Consider the following 19,120-nt stretch of genomic DNA (forward strand, 5'->3'; position numbering starts at 1 on the left):
ACATTTATCAGCCAAATGCTTACCCTGGGCTTTGTTCCAATGAACTGGATATCTGACCATGTCGGGCACACAACCAGCGCCATGATCGAAAGACGATACGGGAAATGGATCGAACAAGATGGACCGGACATTAAAAACGCCGTAGAGAAGGTACTGGGCCTGTAGCAAGGCCCAGAAACGAAAAAAGGCAGCCTATTGGCTGCCTTTTTTGTGCCCGGTATTCCCAGACATATTCCCAGATTGTTCCCTATTTCAGGGTCTGGAACTAGCAAACTCAGCTAAGTAACTGATTTTACTAGATAAATAGTGGCGGAGAGATAGGGATTTGAACCCTAGGTAGGCTATTAACCTACGCCGGTTTTCAAGACCGGTGCTTTCAACCACTCAGCCATCTCTCCGAACTGGTTGCGTACTATACCCAGATTTTTTTGAGCGTCAACACTTTTTTATAAATCAAATAGTTAGGTGAGTTTTTGTACAATTTACAGCGGTGTTTGAGGCTTGCCGATGGGGTATGAATTACGGAAGATGGCGGTCATATTTTCAATACGTCGATTTCCATGGCTTCGTTCACGCTTTTAGTTACCCAATCCCCTTTTCAAACGGATGCTCATCTTCAGGCAATGGATTTTGCTCGCGCGATTTATCGCTCTGGGCATTGTCTGAATCGGGTGTTTTTTTACCAGGACGCGGTGCTGTGTGCCAACACTCGCATTCAGGCGCCACAGGGCCAGGCTGGCATTGCTGATGCCTGGGCTCAATGTGCTGGTGAATACGGTTTTCCTCTTCAGTTGTGCATTGCCAATGCCATCCGTCGCGGAATGGTGAATGAGCAAGAAAATGAGCGCTATCAGCTTGATGGTGCGACGGTGGTTGAGCCATTCGAGTTGTGTGGCTTGGGCGAAATGGCAGAAGCGGTCAGCCAAAGCGACCGTGTTGTGCAGTTTTAAGGGCCTGTCATGACTTCTACTCTTATTCATATTGTGTCCGCACCCACGCCTGAGCCTGAGCCTCTGGAACTGGCTATGGCGCTGGCCGCGTTTGATTTGCCGGTGACCTTGCTGTTCAGTGGTGCCGGGGTGTTGTGGCTCAAGCAAGACCTGAAAGCCCTGTTCGAGGGTGGCAAGGCCCCTTCTCGCATTATCAAGGCATTGCCGATGTACGATTGCGAAGAGCTGTACGTTTGCGAAACCAGCCTTGCACGGTTTGGTTTGCAAGATAACAAGCCAGCGTTTGTTGCTCCGGTCAGTGCTGAAGCGGCCCGGGATCTTGTTGTCGCCAGTCAGCATTGTTTGAGGTTTTGATATGACTCTTCATCAAATACAAACCGCGTCAGAGGCCATTCTTGCGGAGCTGGCGTTGTCCATCGACGATCAGGATGCAGTTTTACTTTTGGGTCGCGCAGCATGCATGGCCCCCTTGGTGGCGACGACGTTCGACGGTACGAAGCTACTGGTTCGGCAATCGGATGCAGACGCTTGTGGTGTTGCGCCGTCGGAGTCGGCGGAATTTGATACCATCAGCGACCAGCAATGGGTCGAGCTTACGCTGTCCCACACCAAAACCATTACCTGGAAGTAACACCAATGACCCACTCTACCCTGCCGCCGGTCGATAAAGACGGCTTTTTGGTCAATCTTGCCGATTGGACCCCGGAGGTAGCTCAGCAACTGGCATTGGCGGACAATATCGAATTAACCCCAGAACACTGGGAAATCATTGAGCAGCTTCAGGCGTTTTACCGGGAGTTCGATCTCTCGCCGGCCATGCGGCCGCTAAGTAAGTACCTGAAAGCCAATCTGGGCCCTGAGAAGGCGTCCAGCATCTATCTGTTGAAATTATTCCCCGGCAGTCCAGCCAAATTAGGCGCCCGAATTGCCGGATTGCCCCGCCCGGAGAACTGTCTGTGAGTGCTGTACCGTCTGTTACTGAAATTGCTATTTCCGACACCTTGCTGAAGCCGATTACCGGTAAACACTCGCTGGCCGAGTACGTGCGGATTTTGGCTCGTGGCAAAAACGCCAGCCGCAGCATGACGTTTGATGAAGCAAAGTTCACCATGACAGAACTGGTTGCTGGCCGCTTCGAGCCGGAGCAGCTGGGTGCCATCCTGATGTTGTTGCGAGTCAAGGAAGAAACGCCGGAGGAGTTGGCTGGATTTGCAGCGGCGATTAACGAAGTATGGCCTGAGCATGTGCACTTTGATCTGGTTTGGCCGAGCTACGCCGGCAAACGTCGTCAGCCGTTTTGGTGCTTGCTGTCCGCTCTACTGCTGAATCAGATGGGTTATCGCATTCTGTTTCATGGCACGACGGCTCATACAGAAGGCCGCATTTATCTGCACGAGGTGTTTGAGCAACTGGGCTTGCCGCAGCTTACCTCGATGGATCAATTGGCGGACGCGCCGTCACTGGCGTATCTGCCGTGCGAACAGATTAATCCGTTGTTCCAGCGCTGGCTTTCGTTGAAGGCCATTCTGGGGGTTCGGTCACCGATCAATACCCTGCTGAAAACCATTTCCCCTGACCACTGTGCCAGCGTTCAGGGTATTTTCCACCCGAACTATTCCATTACCCATGCCGGAGCCGCTGAAATCAACGGTGACAATATGTTGGTGATCAAGGGTGAAGGTGGTGAGTTCGAGGTGAACCCGGAACGTACGGTTAAAGCCACCTACCATCTGGATGGTAAATCCGGCGAGCTGACTATTCCGAACCAGCAGAGCCATTACGACGACAAGCCGAAAAATCAGATTGATACGGAATTGCTGGTGAAGCAATGGCGTGGCGAGCTGCAAAGCGAATACGCGTTTCAGGCAATTATTCGAACCGCTGCTTTGGCCTTGGTGTCGATCACCAAGCAGCCGGAAAAGCTCGATGAGTTTTTGGCTTTGGCTGAAAAGGCCTGGAATGAGCGGGATACGTCACTGCTGTGATCTGATTCTCCCCTTCAAGCGTTGCAGTGCAGAGTTAAACCAAGTACAGGGGTGAATTGCGGGCCATCACCGGGAATAAATTCCCTCCTACAGCTCACAAGGTCGCAAGCGTACAAACAAAAATGCCCGCTAATCTGCGGGCATTTTTGGTATGGACCTGAATCAATCAGCGCTTTCGTCGCGGACCAATTCTGGCCGCCAGGCCAGTTTGCTGTGCAGGTTCACCACGCTACCAATAATGGTCAGGGTTGGAGCATGAATCTCCTTGCCTTCGATACTGGCGGGCATGGTGGCAATGGTGCCGGTGTGAACGCGCTGGTCTGGCAGGGTGCCTTTTTCAACCAGTGCAATCGGAGTATCCGGGTCCATGCCGTGGGACATCAGTTGCTTGCAGATTTCCGACAAGCCGCTCAGGCCCATGTAAATCACCAGCGTCTGATGAGGGTGAATCAGCTCATTCCAGGGCAGGTTGCACGTGCCATTACGCAAGTGGCCGGTGACGAACCGAACCGATTGGGCGTGGTCGCGGTGTGTCAGCGGAATACCACCATAAGCGGCACAGCCACTGGCAGCAGTAATGCCCGGCACAACCTGGAATGGCACGCCGTATTGCGCAAGCAGTTCAATTTCTTCACCGCCACGGCCAAAGATAAACGGATCGCCCCCTTTCAGGCGCAGCACCCGTTTGCCTTTACGGGCTTCATCGGCCAAACGCTGGTTAATCTCATCCTGAGGTACGGCGTGGTCGGCCATGGCCTTACCGACGTAGATGCGTTCTGCATCTTCAGGCACCAGAGCCATTACACCCGGCCCGACCAGGCGGTCGTAAAAGACGATATCGGCAGACTGAATCAGACGCAGAGCACGAAAGGTCAGCAAGTCCGGATCACCCGGCCCAGCGCCAACCAGATACACCTCGCCATTGCCCTCTTCCTTGCCGGATAACAGGCGCTCCGCCAGTTGCATGGCGCGGTCAGGCTGTCGTGCCAGTACCAGTTCCGGCACGTTGCTGCGCATGAACTTACGCCAAAAAGCGGGACGCAATGGCGCGGCAAAGCGTTTTTTAACGTCCGCACGCAGGGTTTCGACCAGCTCACCGAGCTGCCGGTATTCCTGCGGCAGAAAGGCGTCAATGCGTTGCTTCAGGTGGCGGGTAAGTGCGGGTGACGTACCGCGGCTGGAAATCGACACCAGAATAGGCGATCGATCGATCACCGCTGGGAAAATAAAATCATTGCCTTCGTGCTGATCAACCCGGCAAACAAAGCAGTTTTGGCTACGCGCTTGGGCGGCCAGTGCTTCGTTCAGTTCGGAATTGTCCGTCGCCAGTACCACAAAGGAGCCAGGTTCGAAGTGTTCGTTGGGCGTGGCTTCTCGTGCCTCTACATCAATGGCGCCCCGTTGGGCCAGTTTGGCAATATCGACACCGGCGGAAGGTGCAATCACTCGCACCTTCGCGCCGGCGTTTACCAATGTCTGGACCTTGCGACTGGCAACGTCGCCACCACCGATGATGGTAAAAGGACGTAAATCGCCTTTCAGCACCAAAGGCAATGTCATCATGGATTCAATACCTCAAGGCCGCCCATGTAAGGACGCAGAACTTCAGGTACTACTACGCTGCCATCGGCTTGCTGGTAGTTTTCCAGAATGGCAACCAGTGTACGGCCAACCGCCAGACCAGAACCGTTCAGGGTGTGCAGCAGCTCTGGCTTACCGGTTTCCGGGTTGCGCCAGCGGGCTTGCATACGACGAGCCTGGTAATCGGTCATGTTGGAGCAAGAAGAAATCTCGCGGTATTTGTTCTGTGCTGGCAGCCACACTTCCAGGTCGTAGGTTTTGGAAGCAGAGAAGCCCAGGTCGCCACCACACAGGATGACCTTGCGGTACGGCAGGCCCAGCTTCTGCAAAATAACTTCGGCGTGGCCGGTCAGCTCTTCCAAAGCCTCTGAAGACTTGCTGGCTTCTACGAAGTGAACCAATTCTACCTTGTCGAACTGGTGCTGGCGGATCATGCCGCGGGTGTCACGACCATAGCTGCCCGCTTCAGAGCGGAAACATGGGGTGTGAGCCACACGCCGAACGGGCAGTTCACCGTCATAAACGCCGTCAGCCATCAGGTTGGTGACGGGTACTTCAGCGGTCGGAATCAGGTAGAAGTCTTTTTCGCCCTGCGCTTCTGGCAGTTTGAACAGGTCTTCTTCGAATTTCGGCAGCTGACCCGTGCCTTGCAGGGCTTCACGGTTCACCAGGTACGGCACGTAGGTTTCTTCGTAGCCATGCTCGTCGGCGTGGGTGTTGATCATGAACTGCGCCAGCGCACGGTGCAGACGGGCAATTTTGCCAGTCATCACGACAAAGCGGGAGCCAGCCAGTGCCGCACCAGCGTCGAAGCTCATGCCCAGTGGCTCACCAACGTCAACGTGATCCTTCACTTCAAAATCGAAGCTGGCAGGCTCGCCCCAGGTGCTGACTTCAACGTTGTCGTCTTCATCGGCACCCGCCGGCACGTCGGCGTGTGGCATGTTTGGAACGGCCATCAGGAAATCACGCAAGGCTTGCTCGGATTCCTTCGCTTCGTTTTCTGCGTTGGTAATGTCGGAGTCGATACCGCCCATCACCTGTGCCTTGGCGTCTTCCGGGGACATACCCTGGCCAATCAGTGCGCCAATTTGCTTGGATGCCTTTTTCTTCTCGGCTTGCAGGGATTGCGCGCGAGTAATGGCGGATTTGCGACGTTCATCCATTTCGGAGAAGGCAGCGGCGTCAAACTCAAAGCCTTTGGTGGCCAGTGCTGCAGTAACTTCATCGAGGTTGTCGCGAATAAATTTGATATCAAGCATGGGGTTACGATCCGGGTACCTGGTTAGGCTGATTTATACAAAATTGAAACGGTGGAAATTATCCCTGGCTACGCGTCAGGACATTCGCAAGGGCGATGCCGAGGCCAGTAGCCGCAAAACACCCAGCCACACTGGCGAGCACGTAAGAGCCGAGCGCCATCCAGCGCTCTTGCTGCATCAGTGCAACACTTTCCAGTGAGAAGGTGGAAAAGGTAGTGAATGCGCCCAGGAATCCAACCATGGCCAGCTGTTTGTAGTGCTCGCTGCCCCACTGCTGTTGAACCAGAATCACATAGGCAATACCAATCACGAAGGAGCCTATCAGGTTCACCCCCAGCGTGCCATAAGGGAACGCTTGTCCCATGGCTTTGAACAATGAACTTGCGGTCAGATAACGAGCGACAGCGCCCAGTGCGCCACCAAGTGCAATCCATAACAACGCCACGGGTTAGTCTCCTTCGTGATAGTCGGGTGTGTGGGGGGAGCCAGAAGGCCCGGAAGGATACCGCTGCTGCGGGGAGTTGCGGTTCATTTGCTGTAAATGGTCCAGTTTGCGGCCGATTTTTTCTTCCAGACCGCGATCCGATGGGTAATACAGTTGCAGGTCTTTCAGCTCTGGCGGGAAGTAGTTTTCGCCCGCCGCAAAGGCGCCGGGTTCGTCATGGGCATAACGGTACTCTTCGCCATAGCCGAGCTGGCTCATCAACTTGGTGGGCGCATTACGTAAATGCAGCGGTACCTCATAGCTGGGCTGGGACGCTACCAGCTGACGCGCTTGTTTGTAGGCGGCGTATACCTTGTTGCTCTTCGGGGCAGAGGCGATGTACGCCACAGCCTGGGCCAAACACAATTCGCCTTCAGGCTGTCCAAGCCGCTCGATGGCATCCCAGGCAGCCATACAGAGTGGCAGCGCACGCGGGTCGGCATTGCCAACGTCTTCACTGGCCATGGCAATGATACGGCGGGCGATGTAAAGCGGATCACAGCCGCCATCGATCATGCGTGCCAGCCAGTACAGCGCTGCGTCCGGGGATGAACCTCGTACCGATTTGTGCAGTGCTGAAATCTGGTCATAAAACGCCTCGCCGCCTTTATCAAAACGACGACTGGTGGTACCTGCCAGCTGGTTTACGTGATCGAGGCCTAGAGGTTCACCAGCGGCAAGCTGAATGGCATATTCAAACTGATTGAGTGCCCGGCGAGCGTCGCCGTCGGCCATCATGGCAATTCGCTCTAACGCCTCCGGGCTTGAAGGATTGACCAGATCACCGTCGGCTATCAGGCGTTGCTCGGCCCGCTGCAGCACCTGCTGCAAGTCGGCATCGGCCAGACTTTTAAGAACGTATACCCGGGCGCGGGACAACAAGGCATTGTTGAGTTCGAAGGACGGATTCTCTGTGGTTGCACCAATGAATATCACGGTGCCATCTTCGACGTGTGGCAGGAAGGCGTCTTGCTGGGTTTTGTTGAAACGGTGCACTTCGTCGATAAACAGCACCGTCTTCTTGCCAGTGGCGCGATACTGCCGGGCCTGATCGACCGCCTCGCGAATATCCTTGATACCCGCCATGACGGCGCTGAGGGTAACAAACCGGGCATCGACATAGCTGGCAATCAACTTCGACAGAGTGGTTTTACCAACCCCCGGCGGCCCCCAGAAAATTAACGAATGCAACTGCCCCGCTTCGAGCGATTTACGCAGCGGCGTGCCTTCACCAACCACGTGCTGCTGGCCGATGTATTCATCAAGGTTACTGGGCCGCATTCGTGATGCCAAAGGTTCATAGCCGCCAGAGGCATCGCCAAACAGATCGTTCATTGGATCAGTATCCGCTGCGAGCGTCGATCACATCGGCGCCTTCTGGCACATCGAAGACGAAGGCCATTGGGTCGAGGTTGGTATTGCGCTCAACATTGCTGAGCGTAATGTCAGTCACCTGACCGGTAGCGTCAGCGATGCGCATGGCTTCCAGTGTTTGATCCTTGTAGCCAAATTCAATGGCGGCGAACAACTGGCTCGGATCTTTCGGTGTCAGGCGATACACCATCAGGCCATCTCTGGACAGACGTTCGACATCAAAGTTATCCGATACATCGCTGGCACGGCCACTCAGCAACAGCGCCGGGGTTTCTTGTACCTTCATTTCCAGATTGCGAATGGTCACTTGTTCCAGGTCGGCGTCGAATACCCAAACGACCTTGCCATCAGAAACGATGAGTTGCTCGTAAGGAGGCAGGGTTTTCCAGCGCAGCTTTTCCGGCGTGGCGAATGCAACCTGCCCTTCGACGCTTTGCAGTTCGTTACCGCTGGCATCGCGAATAATCTGGGTGAAGTCAGCCGACAGGTTGCGGGTGCCGGACAGGCGTTCGATAAAACCTTCCAGAGCGGAGCTGGGCTCAGCGGCCTGCACCGGACTAACAGACAGCAGCACGCTGGAGGTGGCGATCAGTGCTGCACACAGGGTGTTTTTAAGGGATGACAACATATAGAACAAATTCCTTTGGACGCGTTTCCTTTGGGCGTCCTGATTTCCAGAAAATTCCCTAACCGGATCAGTCAAGCTGACTGTCCGGATATCAAGCCGATGGTGGCGGTGGCGCCAACACCTCGCGGCTGCCGTTGTGCGCCGGTGGCGAAACGACACCTGCGGCTTCCATTGCCTCGACCAATCGGGCCGCACGGTTGTAGCCAATACGCAACTTGCGCTGCACTGACGAGGTCGAGCACTTGCCGGATTCAGTAACGAACGCCACTGCCTGGTCAAACAGTTCATCCTGTTCGTCACCACCGCTGGCAGCACCGCCCTCTCCCGCCATGCGCTCTTCGCTGGTCTGGACAATTTCTTCCAGATAGTTCGGCTCACCGCGCAATTTCCATTCGGCGACGACCCGGTGTACCTCGTCATCGTCCACAAAGGCGCCGTGTACACGCTCGGGCAAGGCAATGCCCGGCGGCATAAACAGCATATCACCATGGCCTAACAGCTGTTCAGCCCCGCCTTGGTCAAGAATGGTTCGGGAGTCGATACGAGACGACACCTGAAACGCAATACGCGTTGGAACGTTGGCCTTGATCAGGCCAGTGATCACGTCCACCGATGGACGCTGTGTGGCCAAAATCATGTGAATGCCGGCCGCTCGCGCTTTTTGGGCAATACGTGCGATCAGCTCTTCGACCTTTTTGCCCACCATCATCATCATGTCGGCAAATTCGTCGATTACGATCACAATGTACGGCAACGGCTCCAGCGTTCGTGGTGTGGTGTCGTAGGACACGGTGATGTCCCACAGCGGGTCGATAATGGGTTCGCCCGCCTCAATCGCTTCTTTCACTTTCTTGTTGTAACCCGCCAGATTACGCACACCCAGCGATGCCATCAGCTGGTAGCGGCGTTCCATTTCAGCGACCGACCAGCGCAAGCCATTGGCGGCTTCTTTCATGTCCGTGATTACCGGCGTCAGCAAGTGCGGGATACCCTCATAAACCGACAGCTCCAGCATTTTCGGGTCGACCATGATCATCCGTAGCTCTTCTGGCGTGGCCTTGAACAGCATGCTCAGAATCATGGCGTTGATACCCACCGATTTACCAGAACCTGTGGTACCGGCTACCAGCAAGTGCGGCATCTTGGCCAGGTCGGCGACGATGGAATTGCCGCCAATATCATGACCAAGCGCCAGCGTCAGCGGTGACTTGGATTTGTCGAATTCATTGGACGACAGCACTTCTGAAAACGACACAATGGCGCGGTTTTCGTTCGGCACCTCAATGCCCATGACCGATTTGCCCGGAATCACTTCCACGACCCGCACACTGATCATCGCCATGGAACGCGCCAGGTCTTTGGCCAAATTGGTGATCTTGCTGGCTTTTACACCAGCAGCAGGCTGAATCTCGAAGCGGGTAATTACCGGGCCGGGGGCAACGGCCGTGACTTCAATTTTGACACCGAAGTCAGCCAGCTTTTGCACCAGCAGCTTCGACATTTCTTGCAATCGTTCCGGGGAAAAACCGCTCTTCTGCCCTTCTTTTGGCGGGTCCAGAACGGCAATCGATGGCAGCGGGGTTTTCTGCTGAAACAGTTTGCCCTGCATGTCTTGCTTGGCGCGCTCGCTGATGCCCGTGTCCCGCTTTTCCAATGGCGTAATTGGAATTGCCGGATCACTTGGGGCTTGAGCAGCGGGCTGCTCGCTGGATTTGGCTGAAGCAGCTGCTACGGGTGCAGGTGCAGATTCTGCTTGTGAAGCAGAAGGTGTTGGTTTAATCGCTGATGGCTCTTCGTCAGTCAGCCATGGAATATCGTCTTCGTCGGCCTGAGTGTCGTTTACAGCAACCTGCTGAACCGGACGCTCCAGAGGCTCGGTGGACATCGTGCTCTGAGCGGGTGTTTCTGGCACTTCTGGCACCTTGGCTTTTGCACTTGCCGGGGTATGAACTGGAGCTGGCTCAGCAGCCACGCGATGCTCTGGCTTTGGCAGAAGCCCGAAGTCGTTGTCCAGTTCGTCTATGTTGAAAGCAGGCTCAGTACGCTTGTGTGCAGGTGCGATGGATGCGCGCTCATCGGTGGCAGCGTCGTCGCCATCGCTATCCAATACAGATTCAGACGTTTTCCGGTTTTTACCCAGCAGACGAGCCAGCAAGCCTTTGCCGCCAGCAGGAGTTGAGACGCTTTCGATAAGATGATCATCAACGGCGTCGATCTTGATGTCGTTCTCATCGTCGCCCTTGTTGTTGACGACCGAATCGAACGAGTCCTGCGGCTGCTCATGGACATCTGTGTGATTATCAGCGGGAGCCTCATTCTGAACAGCATCGCCCGGACCTTTCTCGGCCTTGGCGTCACGCGCTTGGGCGATTTTGTGCTTCACAAAACCCATCATCATCAGCAAACCACCGCCAATTCGTTCGAACAGCAGCAACCAGGAAAACTCTAAAAACAACATCAAACCAATCGCCAGTACGCCAACCAGAATGGCAATGGCACCGGCAAAGCCGAACAGAGGCAACAAGGATTGAAAAACACTGAGGCCCAGTGCACCACCGGAACCTACGGGCAGCTCCTCGCCCGACCAAATACTGACGTGGGCCAAACTGCACAGGCTGGCCAGAGTCATCACAAAGCCGAATACGCGCAAGAACCAGATGCTGGCGGTATTGGCCGAGCGACGGCGAAACATCAGGGCTATTTTGGCTAGAATCAGGGTTGGGAAGGCATAGGCCAGATAGCCCAAGCCGTGAAATAAAAGATCGGCAATCGTGGCGCCAACAACACCAACAGAATTATGAGACGAGCGGCTGCCAACACTGGACCAACCGTCGTCGCCCGGGGTGTAACTGCCAAGAGCCATAAACAGCAACAGACAGACGATAGCAAGGACCACAAACCAGGCGTCCTGCCGGCGACTCCAGGAGATTTCAGATTTTTCTGAGGAAGCTTCGAGAGATTCTGATAGCTCCGGTGTATCCTTTGACAAATCAATACCCTGCGTCATTCTTTGAAGATTTGAGTTTATCACGGTTGCATCATGATTGACTGGCTGGACGAAAACCAACGCCCGTATTTTCCACCAACTGCCAAGGCCCTCACAGAACCGGACGGGTTGCTGGCGGCGGGTGGCGGTATCTCGCCTGCCTGGCTATACGAGGCCTATCGTCATGGTGTGTTCCCCTGGCATGACGAAGATTCCCCGCGTTTGTGGTGGACCCCTGCCCCACGTGCGGTCATTTTGCCGGATCACTTTCATGTTTCGCGTTCGATACGCAAAGAGCTGAAGAAAACCCGACTGACATTCACTGCCAATCATGCCTTTGAGCGTGTAATGACCCTGTGTGCTTCGACTCATGCCGATGAAGGCGGCACCTGGATTCAACCTGAAATGATTGCCAGCTACACAGCCATGGCCAAAGCTGGCATGGGATTAAGCGTAGAGTGCTGGGATGAGCATGGCTCACTGGTCGGCGGGTTTTACGGCATTTTGATTGGCCGGGCTTACTTTGGCGAATCGATGTTTTCTTTGGTGTCGGGGGCTTCCAAACAGGCGTTTGCCATTGCCGCTGGCCTGCTGTTTGACTCAGGCATTGAAATGATCGACTGCCAAATGCGCACGGAGCATCTTGCACGTTTTGGATTGGTGGAATTGCAACGCGAAGACTTTGAGCAGCGACTGGCGATTGCGACACAGCTGCCACCAGTATCTCCTCTGCCCAGCCTACTGCCCAACCCTTGGGCTGCGGAGCGAGCGGCATGACCAAAATAACGCTGTTAAAGCCAGAGCAGTCTCACGCCTGTGGTTATTTTTCAGACCGACAAAGTCACAGCCTGTACGTCGACCCTCGATTGGAACCGGCCATTGAACTGTTAACCCAGCTGAACCTGAATGGCTTTCGCCGCAGCGGCAAATTAATTTATCGGCCCGACTGCGAAGGTTGTAACGCCTGTCAGCCGGTGCGCATTCCGGTACGGCAATTCAAATTGAAAAAGTCGTATAAACGCACATTGAGAAATGCGAGGCACTGGACGCTATCCGTCGAAATGCCCTCTGCGGCATTGTATTCAGACTACGCCAATTACATCAGCCAGCGTCACGCGGACGGCTCCATGTATCCGCCTTCGTATGATCAGTACAAGGAATTCCTGGTTGACGGCCATGACAACCACCGATTTTTAGTGGCGCGCGAAAACGGCGAGTTTCGCGCCTGCCTAGTGTTCGATTTGTTCCTTGATGGTTTGTCTTCGGTCTATTGCTTCTTCGATCCCGACTATGAAACCTTGTCTCCGGGGTCTTTCATGATTCTGAAAATCACCCAGATTTGCCAATTGATGGGTTTGCCCTGGCATTATTTGGGATATTGGGTCGAGGGAAGCCGAAAAATGGAATACAAATCCCGATATAGACCGCTGCATATATTCAAAAATGATCAATGGCAGCCATTTGAGACCAGATAATTTTGATTATCTGTTCAAATTCAGGCAGAATGCGCCCGCTTTGATCAATATCCATACAGGTGATGAATGGCGAAAGACGACCACATTGAAATGGAAGGCGAGGTTATCGACACCCTTCCGAACACTATGTTCCGTGTAAAACTGGAAAACGGCCACGTAGTGACTGCGCATATCTCTGGTAAAATGCGTAAAAATTACATCCGAATTCTGACTGGCGACAAGGTTAAGGTTGAGTTGACTCCCTACGACCTGAGCAAAGGTAGAATCACCTACCGCGCCAGATAATAAAAAAGGCCTCGAAAGAGGCCTTTTTTATTTCCGATTTTTTCTTCTACTCGCTTCTGCTCGTCTCTTTCCTCTTGCGCTTGCTCTTCCTCTTCCTCTTCTCTGCAGCCCTTCTCTGCTTGCTTTTTCCCTGCTCAAGTATTCACAACTAAGTATTGCAATTCTGGCTGTACAGGCATGGCGGTAGCGAAAACCAAAACGCCCGACACTGTTGCCAGTGCCGGGCGTTTTTATGGAGCAATGATTACTCAGTAACGTACTCAGGCTTCTGCCAGTTCTTCCGGCACGGCAATCACCAGTTCGTCACCGTCGACCTGAATGTTGATGTCTCCACCGTTGGTCAGCTCGCCGAAGAGAATCTTTTCAGCCAATGGCTTTTTGATTTTCTCCTGAACCAGACGCCCCATTGGGCGGGCACCCATCTTCTCGTCGTAGCCGTTGTGGGCCAGCCACTGGCGAGCATCATCATCCACGTGCAGCGTGACGCGTTTTTCATCCAGCTGGCCTTGCAGTTCAGCAATGAACTTGTCTACCACATGCAGAATGGTATCGCGCCCCAGGGCAGAGAACTGCACCACCGCATCCAGACGGTTGCGGAATTCCGGTGTGAAGAATTTTTTCAACTCTTCGGCGCCGTCAAGGGTGTGATCCTGATGAGTAAAGCCAATGCTGGCGCGGCTCATCTGTTCTGCCCCTGCGTTGGTTGTCATGATCAGAATGACATTGCGGAAGTCGGTTTTGCGACCGTTGTTGTCGGTCAGCGTGCCGTGGTCCATCACCTGCAACAGGATGTTGAACACTTCCGGGTGCGCTTTTTCGATTTCGTCCAGCAGCAGTACGCAATGTGGCGTCTTGTTTACCGCTTCGGTCAGCAGGCCACCCTGGTCGTAACCAACATAACCCGGAGGTGCACCGATCAGACGGGAAACCGTATGGCGCTCCATGTATTCGGACATGTCGAAACGAATCATTTCCATGCCCATCACATTGGCCAGCTGCTTGGATACCTCTGTTTTACCGACACCCGTAGGGCCAGCAAACAGGAAGGAGCCAATCGGCTTCTGTGGCGCACTCAAGCCCGCGCGGGACATCTTGATGGCGGTAGACAGGGTCTGAATGGCTTCGTCCTGACCAAATACCACCATGCCCAGCTTGTCTTCCAGCTTGAACAACAGTTCTTTGTCGTCGGCAGAGACGCTCTTTGGTGGAATGCGTGCAATAGCAGCAACCACCTGCTCAATCTCAGACACATTGATCTGCTTTTTGCGCTTGCTGACCGGCAGCAGCTGTTGCAGGGCGCCCACTTCATCAATCACGTCGATGGCTTTGTCCGGCAAGTTGCGATCGGTGATGTAACGATCAGACAACTCGGATGCCGCTTTCAGCGCCTTGTCGGTGTATTTGATGTTGTGGTGCTCTTCAAACTTGCTCTTCAAGCCTTTCAGAATCTTGTAAGTGTCTTCTACTGAAGGCGCAGCGACGTCGATTTTCTGGAAGCGACGGGTCAGAGCGCTGTCTTTTTCGAAGATGCCACGGAATTCCGTGAAGGTGGTGGAGCCGATACAGCGGATCTCACCGGAGCTAAGCATTGGTTTTAGCAAGTTGCTGGCGTCCATAACGCCGCCAGAGGCTGCGCCTGCACCAATGATGGTGTGGATCTCATCAATGAACAGAATGCCGTGTGGCTGGCGTTTCAGCTCGGCCAGCAAGGACTTCAGGCGCTTCTCGAAATCACCGCGGTATTTGGTGCCCGCCAGCAGTGCGCCCATGTCGAGGCTGTAAACCACCGCGTTTTGGATCACTTCTGGCACTTCACCATCAACGATGCGCTTGGCAAGACCTTCAACAATGGCGGTTTTGCCAACACCGGAATCGCCCACCAACAATGGGTTGTTCTTGCGGCGACGAGACAAAATTTGAATCAGACGACTGACTTCGTGCTCACGGCCGATCAGAGGATCAATCTTGCCGTCTTTGGCCGACTTGTTCAGGTTGGTGGCATAACCTTCCAACGCATTGGCAGAGGCGCTTTCACCATCTTCATCCGTTTGCTCTGGGGCTGGGCCGGAATTGGTATCGCCTTCCTGACCAGCCACTTTGGAAATGCCGTGGGAAATGTAATTTACAACGTCGATGCGAGCGATGTTCTGCTGCTTCAGGAAATAAACAGCCTGACTCTCCTGTTCACTGAAAATGGCGACCAGCACATTGGCGCCAGTCACTTCAGCTTTGCCGGACGATTGAACGTGGAATACGGCGCGCTGCAAAACACGCTGGAAGCCAAGGGTTGGCTGGGTTTCACGGTCGTCATCTGATTCCGGGATCAAAGGTGTGGTGGCGTCCACGAAATCGGTCAGCTCTTTTCGCAAGCGGGGCACGTCGGCTCCACAGGCGCCCAGCACTGCTGCGGCTGCTTCGTTATCAAGCAGCGCCAACAACAGGTGTTCCACCGTCATAAACTCGTGACGTTTGGAACGAGCATCCTTGAACGCCTCATTGAGAGTAAGCTCGAGCTCTTTGTTCAGCATTAACTGTCCCCCTAGTCTTCTGCGGGTGCTATCTCGCACAGCAATGGATGCTGGCAATCTCTTGCATATTGATTCACCAGTTCAGCTTTAGTTTCCGCGACATCCTTGGTGTATATCGCACAAACCGCGCTGCCCTTGGTGTGAACCGCCAACATGATCTGTGTGGCCTGCTCCGGGCTTTTCGAGAAAAACCGTTGCAGCACTTCAACGACAAACTCCATAGGAGTGTAGTCGTCATTCATCATGATCACGCTGTACATGGCAGGACGCTTCAGCTGAGGGTCGGCATTTTGAACTGCCACATTGCCGTCGGCATCGTCGCCTGTCTGTTGGCTCTTTATCGAGTCTAGTTGAGTTTCAGTTGTGAGGTACATAGCGCTATTTGAGAAAAACATGTGACCAAATCATACCTTTGCAGCATGCAAGGCTCTAGTTGCTTGACGCGTGCAAAACCCACCTTTAGTGTATTGTGCACAGTAAATCATTGCCCCAAGTGTGGAATCACGGATGAGGAGGTGTCGCAATGAAGACCGGCAAGGTGAAATGGTTCAACAATGCCAAGGGTTACGGGTTCATTCTGGCTGACGACAGCGAAGAAGATCTGTTTGCCCACTACTCCACTATTCAAATGGACGGATACCGCACCCTCAAGGCCGGACAGGCCGTTCAGTTTGAAACCAAACCCAGCGATAAAGGCCTGCACGCGATCAATATTCGCGCACTGGACGATGCTGGCAGTGCATCAGCCGAAGCTGAAATCATGAGTGAAGAATCGAAAGCCGCTTACTGATTTTTAGCGGTTTTTCGTGATTCAACAAAACGGGGCCTTGGGCCCTGTTTTTGTATGCAAAAAAGAAACAGTCTGTTCCTTTCCTCTCGGTGAAATAGCGACGAGCGCCAATGTTTGAACAGGTGTTTTGTGTGGATTTGCGTCACAGACCGCATTGTAGCCATCAAATGATGACAATCTGACCAATGAGCCTGATCGTTTAAAATCCCGCTTTTATCGCTGCTCTGCCTCGTCTTTTCCTGGATATTTTCCGCTTTCTTCTTCTCCTTGCTCTTTGCGCATTTCTTATCAAGCCCTCCTCTTCTCAAACCCTCCACTTCAATGTGGCCTTGATTTACTCCCTCCCTGGGGGAAGTCGGCGCGTCGGAGTGGGCACGAAATAACGGTATTCCAAAACGAAAAAAGACCGCCGAAGCGGTCTTTTCATCAAAGACGATCTTGTTTCAGTTCAGAAACGAGGCTCAGGAAGCCAGACCGTCAACGATGGCGTTCAGGGTAGCGCTTGGACGCATTACCTGAGTGGCCAGAGCAGCGTCGATCTTGTAGTAGCCGCCCACGTCAGTGGATTGGCCCTGAACGGCCAGCAGCTCTTCAACGATCTTGGCTTCGCTTTCAGACATGGTTTTGAACACGCCTTCAAACGTTGCCTTCAGCTCGGCGTCGTCGGACTGAGTAGCCAGGGCTTCTGCCCAGTACAGCGCCAGGTAGAAGTGAGAACCGCGGTTATCAATGCCACCAACACGACGGGTTGGAGACTTGTTCTCTACCAGGAACTTGGCAGTGGCCTGATCCAGGGTTTTGCCCAGAACAGCTGCTTTGGCGTTGTCGGCAGACTCAGACAGGTGCTCCAGAGAAGCAGCCAGTGCCATGAACTCACCTAGAGAGTCCCAACGCAGGTAGTTTTCGCTCATCAGTTGCTCAACGTGCTTAGGAGCAGAACCGCCGGCGCCAGTTTCAAACAGGCCGCCGCCGTTCATCAGAGGAACGATGGACAGCATTTTGGCAGACGTACCCAGTTCCAGAATCGGGAACAGGTCGGTCAGGTAGTCACGCAGTACGTTACCGGTAACAGAAATGGTGTTTTCACCTTTCTTCATGCGCTCCAGAGAGAACTGGGTTGCTTCTTCCGGCGCCATGATGCGGATGTCCAGACCGCTAGTGTCGAACTCTGGCAGGTAGGCGTTAACTTTCTTGATCAGCTCGGAATCGTGTGCACGTTCCGGGTTCAGCCAGAAGATGGTTGGCCAGCCAGTCGCGCGAGCACGGTTAACTGCCAGTTTCACCCAATCCTTGATTGGCGCATCTTTCACCTGACACATACGCCAGATGTCACCAGCTTCTACGTCGTGAGACATCAGAACGGTGCCGTCGGCGTCAACAACACGCATGGTGCCGTTGGCTGGTACTTCGAAGGTCTTGTCGTGAGAACCGTATTCTTCGGCTTTCTGAGCCATCAGACCAACGTTTGGCACGGTACCCATGGTACGAGGATCGAACGCACCGTTTTTCTTACAGAAATCGATAGTGGTCTGGTAAACACCCGCGTAGCAACGGTCTGGAATCATTGCCAGAGAGTCTTGCAGAGCGTTGTCCTTGTTCCACATCTGACCGGAAGAACGGATCATGGCAGGCATGGACGCATCAACGATCACGTCGTTTGGCACGTGCAGGTTGGTGATGCCCTTGTCGGAGTTAACCATGGCCAGGTCTGGACGAGCTGCGTATTCCGCTTCGATGTCGGCTTCTACTTCAGCGCGTTCGGCTTCTGGCAGATCAGCGATCTTGGCCAGTACATCGCCAAAACCGTTTTTGGTGTTCACGCCCAGCTTTTCAAACTTGTCAGCGTGCTTCTCGAAAACATCCTTGAAGAACACGGAAACCGCATGACCGAACATGATTGGGTCGGAAACCTTCATCATGGTGGCTTTCAGGTGCAGAGACAGCAATACGCCTTCGGCTTTGGCTTCTTCGATGGACTTGCCGTAGAACTCACGCAGCTTGGCAACGGACATACGAGCAGAGTCGATCACTTCGCCTGGCAGCAGGGACAGTTCTTTCAGAACCTTAACGTCGCCGCCTTCAACCAGCTCAATGCGAACGTTTTGGGCATCGGCAACGGTTACAGACTGCTCGGAGCTGAAGAAGTCGCCGTCTTCCATGTGCGCCACGCGTGACTTGGATTCGGAAGACCACTCACCCATGGAGTGCGGGTTGGCACGGGCGTAGGCTTTTACAGATTCAGGAGCACGACGGTCAGAGTTACCTTCACGCAGAACCGGATTTACAGCGGAACCTTTAACGCGGTCGTAACGAGTCTGAATGTCTTTTTCTTCATCGGTAGACGGGTTGGCCGGGTAATCTGGCAGTGCATAGCCCTTGGCTTGCAGTTCTTTTACGGCAGCTACCAGCTGAGGAACGGAAGCACTGATGTTCGGCAGCTTGATGATGTTGGCTTCAGGAGTTTTGGCCAGATCGCCCAGGTATGCCAGATCGTCAGAGATGCGCTGTTCTTCAGACAGGTACTCCGGGAACTGGGACACGATACGAGCGGCCAAAGAGATGTCACGGACTTCAACGCCCACACCAGACTGGGCTGCAAATGCACGCACGATTGGCAGCAATGAGTAGGTTGCCAGTGCTGGCGCCTCATCGGTCTCGGTGTAGATGATGGTTGGGGTATTATTAGACATTCTTACTCCTGTTGAGCTGTTATTGCTATATCGCTCGGCTGCCAACACCGTCACTTTTGGTGATTGTGCTTTGGTAGGAAGCCAGAAACGTGAAATACAAGC

18 protein-coding genes and 1 tRNA gene are annotated in these 19,120 nt (G+C 53.9%); 9 read left to right on the forward strand and 10 right to left on the reverse strand.

The annotated features are described in order from the left end of the window. Positions 1–307: 307 nt before the first annotated feature. Positions 308–398 (reverse strand) — tRNA-Ser (locus tag G516_RS0105320). A 162-nt stretch (positions 399–560) separates the two neighbouring features. Between G516_RS0105320 and tusD the strand changes: the two genes are divergently transcribed. Genes tusD through G516_RS0105345 form a run of 5 tightly spaced genes read left to right on the forward strand, consistent with a single transcriptional unit; the run spans position 561 to position 2,935 of the window. Next, positions 561–950 carry a sulfurtransferase complex subunit TusD gene (gene tusD / locus G516_RS0105325; protein WP_036534760.1) on the forward strand — a complete coding sequence of 130 codons (390 nt, stop codon included), beginning with the start codon at positions 561–563 and terminating at the stop codon, positions 948–950. A gap of 9 nt (positions 951–959) precedes the next feature. Further along, the gene (locus tag G516_RS0105330; protein WP_084644885.1) at positions 960–1,304 is read left to right on the forward strand and encodes a DsrE family protein; all 345 of its coding nucleotides are present in this window, start codon (positions 960–962) and stop codon (positions 1,302–1,304) included. Between the two features lies 1 nt (position 1,305). Continuing rightward, positions 1,306–1,581, forward strand: coding sequence for a DsrH/TusB family sulfur metabolism protein (locus G516_RS0105335; protein ID WP_028292791.1), 276 nt, complete (start codon positions 1,306–1,308; stop codon positions 1,579–1,581). 5 nt (positions 1,582–1,586) lie between these two features. Then, positions 1,587–1,910 (forward strand): TusE/DsrC/DsvC family sulfur relay protein, encoded by a 324-nt coding sequence (locus G516_RS0105340; RefSeq protein WP_028292792.1) that lies wholly within the window; start codon positions 1,587–1,589, stop codon positions 1,908–1,910. Beyond that, positions 1,907–2,935 carry a glycosyl transferase family protein gene (locus G516_RS0105345; protein WP_051218968.1) on the forward strand — a complete coding sequence of 343 codons (1,029 nt, stop codon included), beginning with the start codon at positions 1,907–1,909 and terminating at the stop codon, positions 2,933–2,935. Before G516_RS0105340 ends, G516_RS0105345 begins: the two co-directional genes overlap by 4 nt. 162 nt (positions 2,936–3,097) lie before the next feature. On the opposite strand, the gene cysG is transcribed toward G516_RS0105345, so the two are convergent. The 6 genes from cysG to G516_RS25230 all read right to left on the reverse strand — a co-directional run bounded on the left by cysG (position 3,098) and on the right by G516_RS25230 (position 11,271). Next, on the reverse strand, positions 3,098–4,498 hold the full coding sequence (cysG, locus tag G516_RS0105350) for a siroheme synthase CysG (RefSeq protein ID WP_028292794.1): 1,401 nt from the start codon (positions 4,496–4,498) through the stop codon (positions 3,098–3,100). Further along, complete coding sequence (gene serS / locus G516_RS0105355) at positions 4,495–5,778, reverse strand: serine--tRNA ligase (RefSeq protein ID WP_028292795.1); 1,284 nt, start codon at positions 5,776–5,778, stop codon at positions 4,495–4,497. The genes cysG and serS overlap by 4 nt, the downstream gene beginning before the upstream one ends. A gap of 58 nt (positions 5,779–5,836) precedes the next feature. Beyond that, the gene (gene crcB / locus G516_RS0105360; protein ID WP_028292796.1) at positions 5,837–6,223 is read right to left on the reverse strand and encodes a fluoride efflux transporter CrcB; all 387 of its coding nucleotides are present in this window, start codon (positions 6,221–6,223) and stop codon (positions 5,837–5,839) included. Positions 6,224–6,226: 3 nt separating this feature from the next. Continuing rightward, complete coding sequence (locus tag G516_RS21140; RefSeq protein ID WP_051218969.1) at positions 6,227–7,597, reverse strand: replication-associated recombination protein A; 1,371 nt, start codon at positions 7,595–7,597, stop codon at positions 6,227–6,229. A 4-nt stretch (positions 7,598–7,601) separates the two neighbouring features. Beyond that, positions 7,602–8,264: an outer membrane lipoprotein chaperone LolA gene (gene lolA / locus G516_RS0105370; RefSeq protein WP_051218970.1), complete on the reverse strand. Its 663-nt coding sequence runs from the start codon at positions 8,262–8,264 to the stop codon at positions 7,602–7,604. A gap of 91 nt (positions 8,265–8,355) precedes the next feature. Next, entirely contained in the window at positions 8,356–11,271 is a 2,916-nt protein-coding gene (locus G516_RS25230) for a DNA translocase FtsK (protein ID WP_051218971.1), read from the reverse strand. 33 nt (positions 11,272–11,304) lie between these two features. Between G516_RS25230 and aat the strand changes: the two genes are divergently transcribed. The 3 genes from aat to infA all read left to right on the forward strand — a co-directional run bounded on the left by aat (position 11,305) and on the right by infA (position 13,010). Further along, the gene (aat, locus tag G516_RS21150; RefSeq protein WP_036534766.1) at positions 11,305–12,027 is read left to right on the forward strand and encodes a leucyl/phenylalanyl-tRNA--protein transferase; all 723 of its coding nucleotides are present in this window, start codon (positions 11,305–11,307) and stop codon (positions 12,025–12,027) included. Further along, positions 12,024–12,725 (forward strand): arginyltransferase, encoded by a 702-nt coding sequence (locus tag G516_RS0105385; protein WP_028292798.1) that lies wholly within the window; start codon positions 12,024–12,026, stop codon positions 12,723–12,725. Before aat ends, G516_RS0105385 begins: the two co-directional genes overlap by 4 nt. 66 nt (positions 12,726–12,791) lie before the next feature. Continuing rightward, a complete protein-coding gene (infA, locus tag G516_RS0105390) occupies positions 12,792–13,010 on the forward strand; it encodes a translation initiation factor IF-1 (RefSeq protein ID WP_028292799.1) in 219 nt (72 codons plus the stop codon). Positions 13,011–13,270: 260 nt separating this feature from the next. Here infA and clpA read toward each other — a convergent pair whose 3' ends face one another. Together clpA and clpS are read right to left on the reverse strand one after the other, a co-directional pair. Further along, positions 13,271–15,538: an ATP-dependent Clp protease ATP-binding subunit ClpA gene (clpA, locus tag G516_RS0105395; protein WP_028292800.1), complete on the reverse strand. Its 2,268-nt coding sequence runs from the start codon at positions 15,536–15,538 to the stop codon at positions 13,271–13,273. Between the two features lie 11 nt (positions 15,539–15,549). Further along, positions 15,550–15,933, reverse strand: coding sequence for an ATP-dependent Clp protease adapter ClpS (gene clpS, locus G516_RS0105400; protein ID WP_245582618.1), 384 nt, complete (start codon positions 15,931–15,933; stop codon positions 15,550–15,552). A gap of 128 nt (positions 15,934–16,061) precedes the next feature. Between clpS and cspD the strand changes: the two genes are divergently transcribed. Then, complete coding sequence (gene cspD / locus G516_RS21155) at positions 16,062–16,328, forward strand: cold shock domain-containing protein CspD (protein ID WP_036534771.1); 267 nt, start codon at positions 16,062–16,064, stop codon at positions 16,326–16,328. A 461-nt stretch (positions 16,329–16,789) separates the two neighbouring features. Here cspD and G516_RS0105415 read toward each other — a convergent pair whose 3' ends face one another. Continuing rightward, positions 16,790–19,018, reverse strand: coding sequence for an NADP-dependent isocitrate dehydrogenase (locus G516_RS0105415; protein ID WP_028292803.1), 2,229 nt, complete (start codon positions 19,016–19,018; stop codon positions 16,790–16,792). Between the last annotated feature and the right edge of the window lie 102 nt (positions 19,019–19,120).

The organism is Oceanobacter kriegii DSM 6294 (assembly GCF_000422845.1).
GTDB lineage: Bacteria > Pseudomonadota > Gammaproteobacteria > Pseudomonadales > Oceanobacteraceae > Oceanobacter > Oceanobacter kriegii.

Excerpts from the sequence above, each read along its gene's own strand:
- G516_RS0105340 (WP_028292792.1), top strand. The coding sequence starts at position 1,587 with ATGACCCACTCTACCCTGCCGCCGGTCGATAAAGACGGCTTTTTGGTC.
- G516_RS0105330 (WP_084644885.1), top strand. The coding sequence starts at position 960 with ATGACTTCTACTCTTATTCATATTGTGTCCGCACCCACGCCTGAGCCT.
- tusD (WP_036534760.1), top strand. The coding sequence starts at position 561 with ATGGCTTCGTTCACGCTTTTAGTTACCCAATCCCCTTTTCAAACGGAT.
- aat (WP_036534766.1), top strand. The coding sequence starts at position 11,305 with ATGATTGACTGGCTGGACGAAAACCAACGCCCGTATTTTCCACCAACT.
- cysG (WP_028292794.1), bottom strand. The coding sequence starts at position 4,498 with ATGATGACATTGCCTTTGGTGCTGAAAGGCGATTTACGTCCTTTTACC.
- G516_RS21140 (WP_051218969.1), bottom strand. The coding sequence starts at position 7,597 with ATGAACGATCTGTTTGGCGATGCCTCTGGCGGCTATGAACCTTTGGCA.
- clpA (WP_028292800.1), bottom strand. The coding sequence starts at position 15,538 with ATGCTGAACAAAGAGCTCGAGCTTACTCTCAATGAGGCGTTCAAGGAT.
- clpS (WP_245582618.1), bottom strand. The coding sequence starts at position 15,933 with ATGTTTTTCTCAAATAGCGCTATGTACCTCACAACTGAAACTCAACTA.
- G516_RS25230 (WP_051218971.1), bottom strand. The coding sequence starts at position 11,271 with ATGACGCAGGGTATTGATTTGTCAAAGGATACACCGGAGCTATCAGAA.
- serS (WP_028292795.1), bottom strand. The coding sequence starts at position 5,778 with ATGCTTGATATCAAATTTATTCGCGACAACCTCGATGAAGTTACTGCA.
- cspD (WP_036534771.1), top strand. The coding sequence starts at position 16,062 with ATGAAGACCGGCAAGGTGAAATGGTTCAACAATGCCAAGGGTTACGGG.
- infA (WP_028292799.1), top strand. The coding sequence starts at position 12,792 with ATGGCGAAAGACGACCACATTGAAATGGAAGGCGAGGTTATCGACACC.
- G516_RS0105335 (WP_028292791.1), top strand. The coding sequence starts at position 1,306 with ATGACTCTTCATCAAATACAAACCGCGTCAGAGGCCATTCTTGCGGAG.
- G516_RS0105415 (WP_028292803.1), bottom strand. The coding sequence starts at position 19,018 with ATGTCTAATAATACCCCAACCATCATCTACACCGAGACCGATGAGGCG.
- G516_RS0105385 (WP_028292798.1), top strand. The coding sequence starts at position 12,024 with ATGACCAAAATAACGCTGTTAAAGCCAGAGCAGTCTCACGCCTGTGGT.
- lolA (WP_051218970.1), bottom strand. The coding sequence starts at position 8,264 with ATGTTGTCATCCCTTAAAAACACCCTGTGTGCAGCACTGATCGCCACC.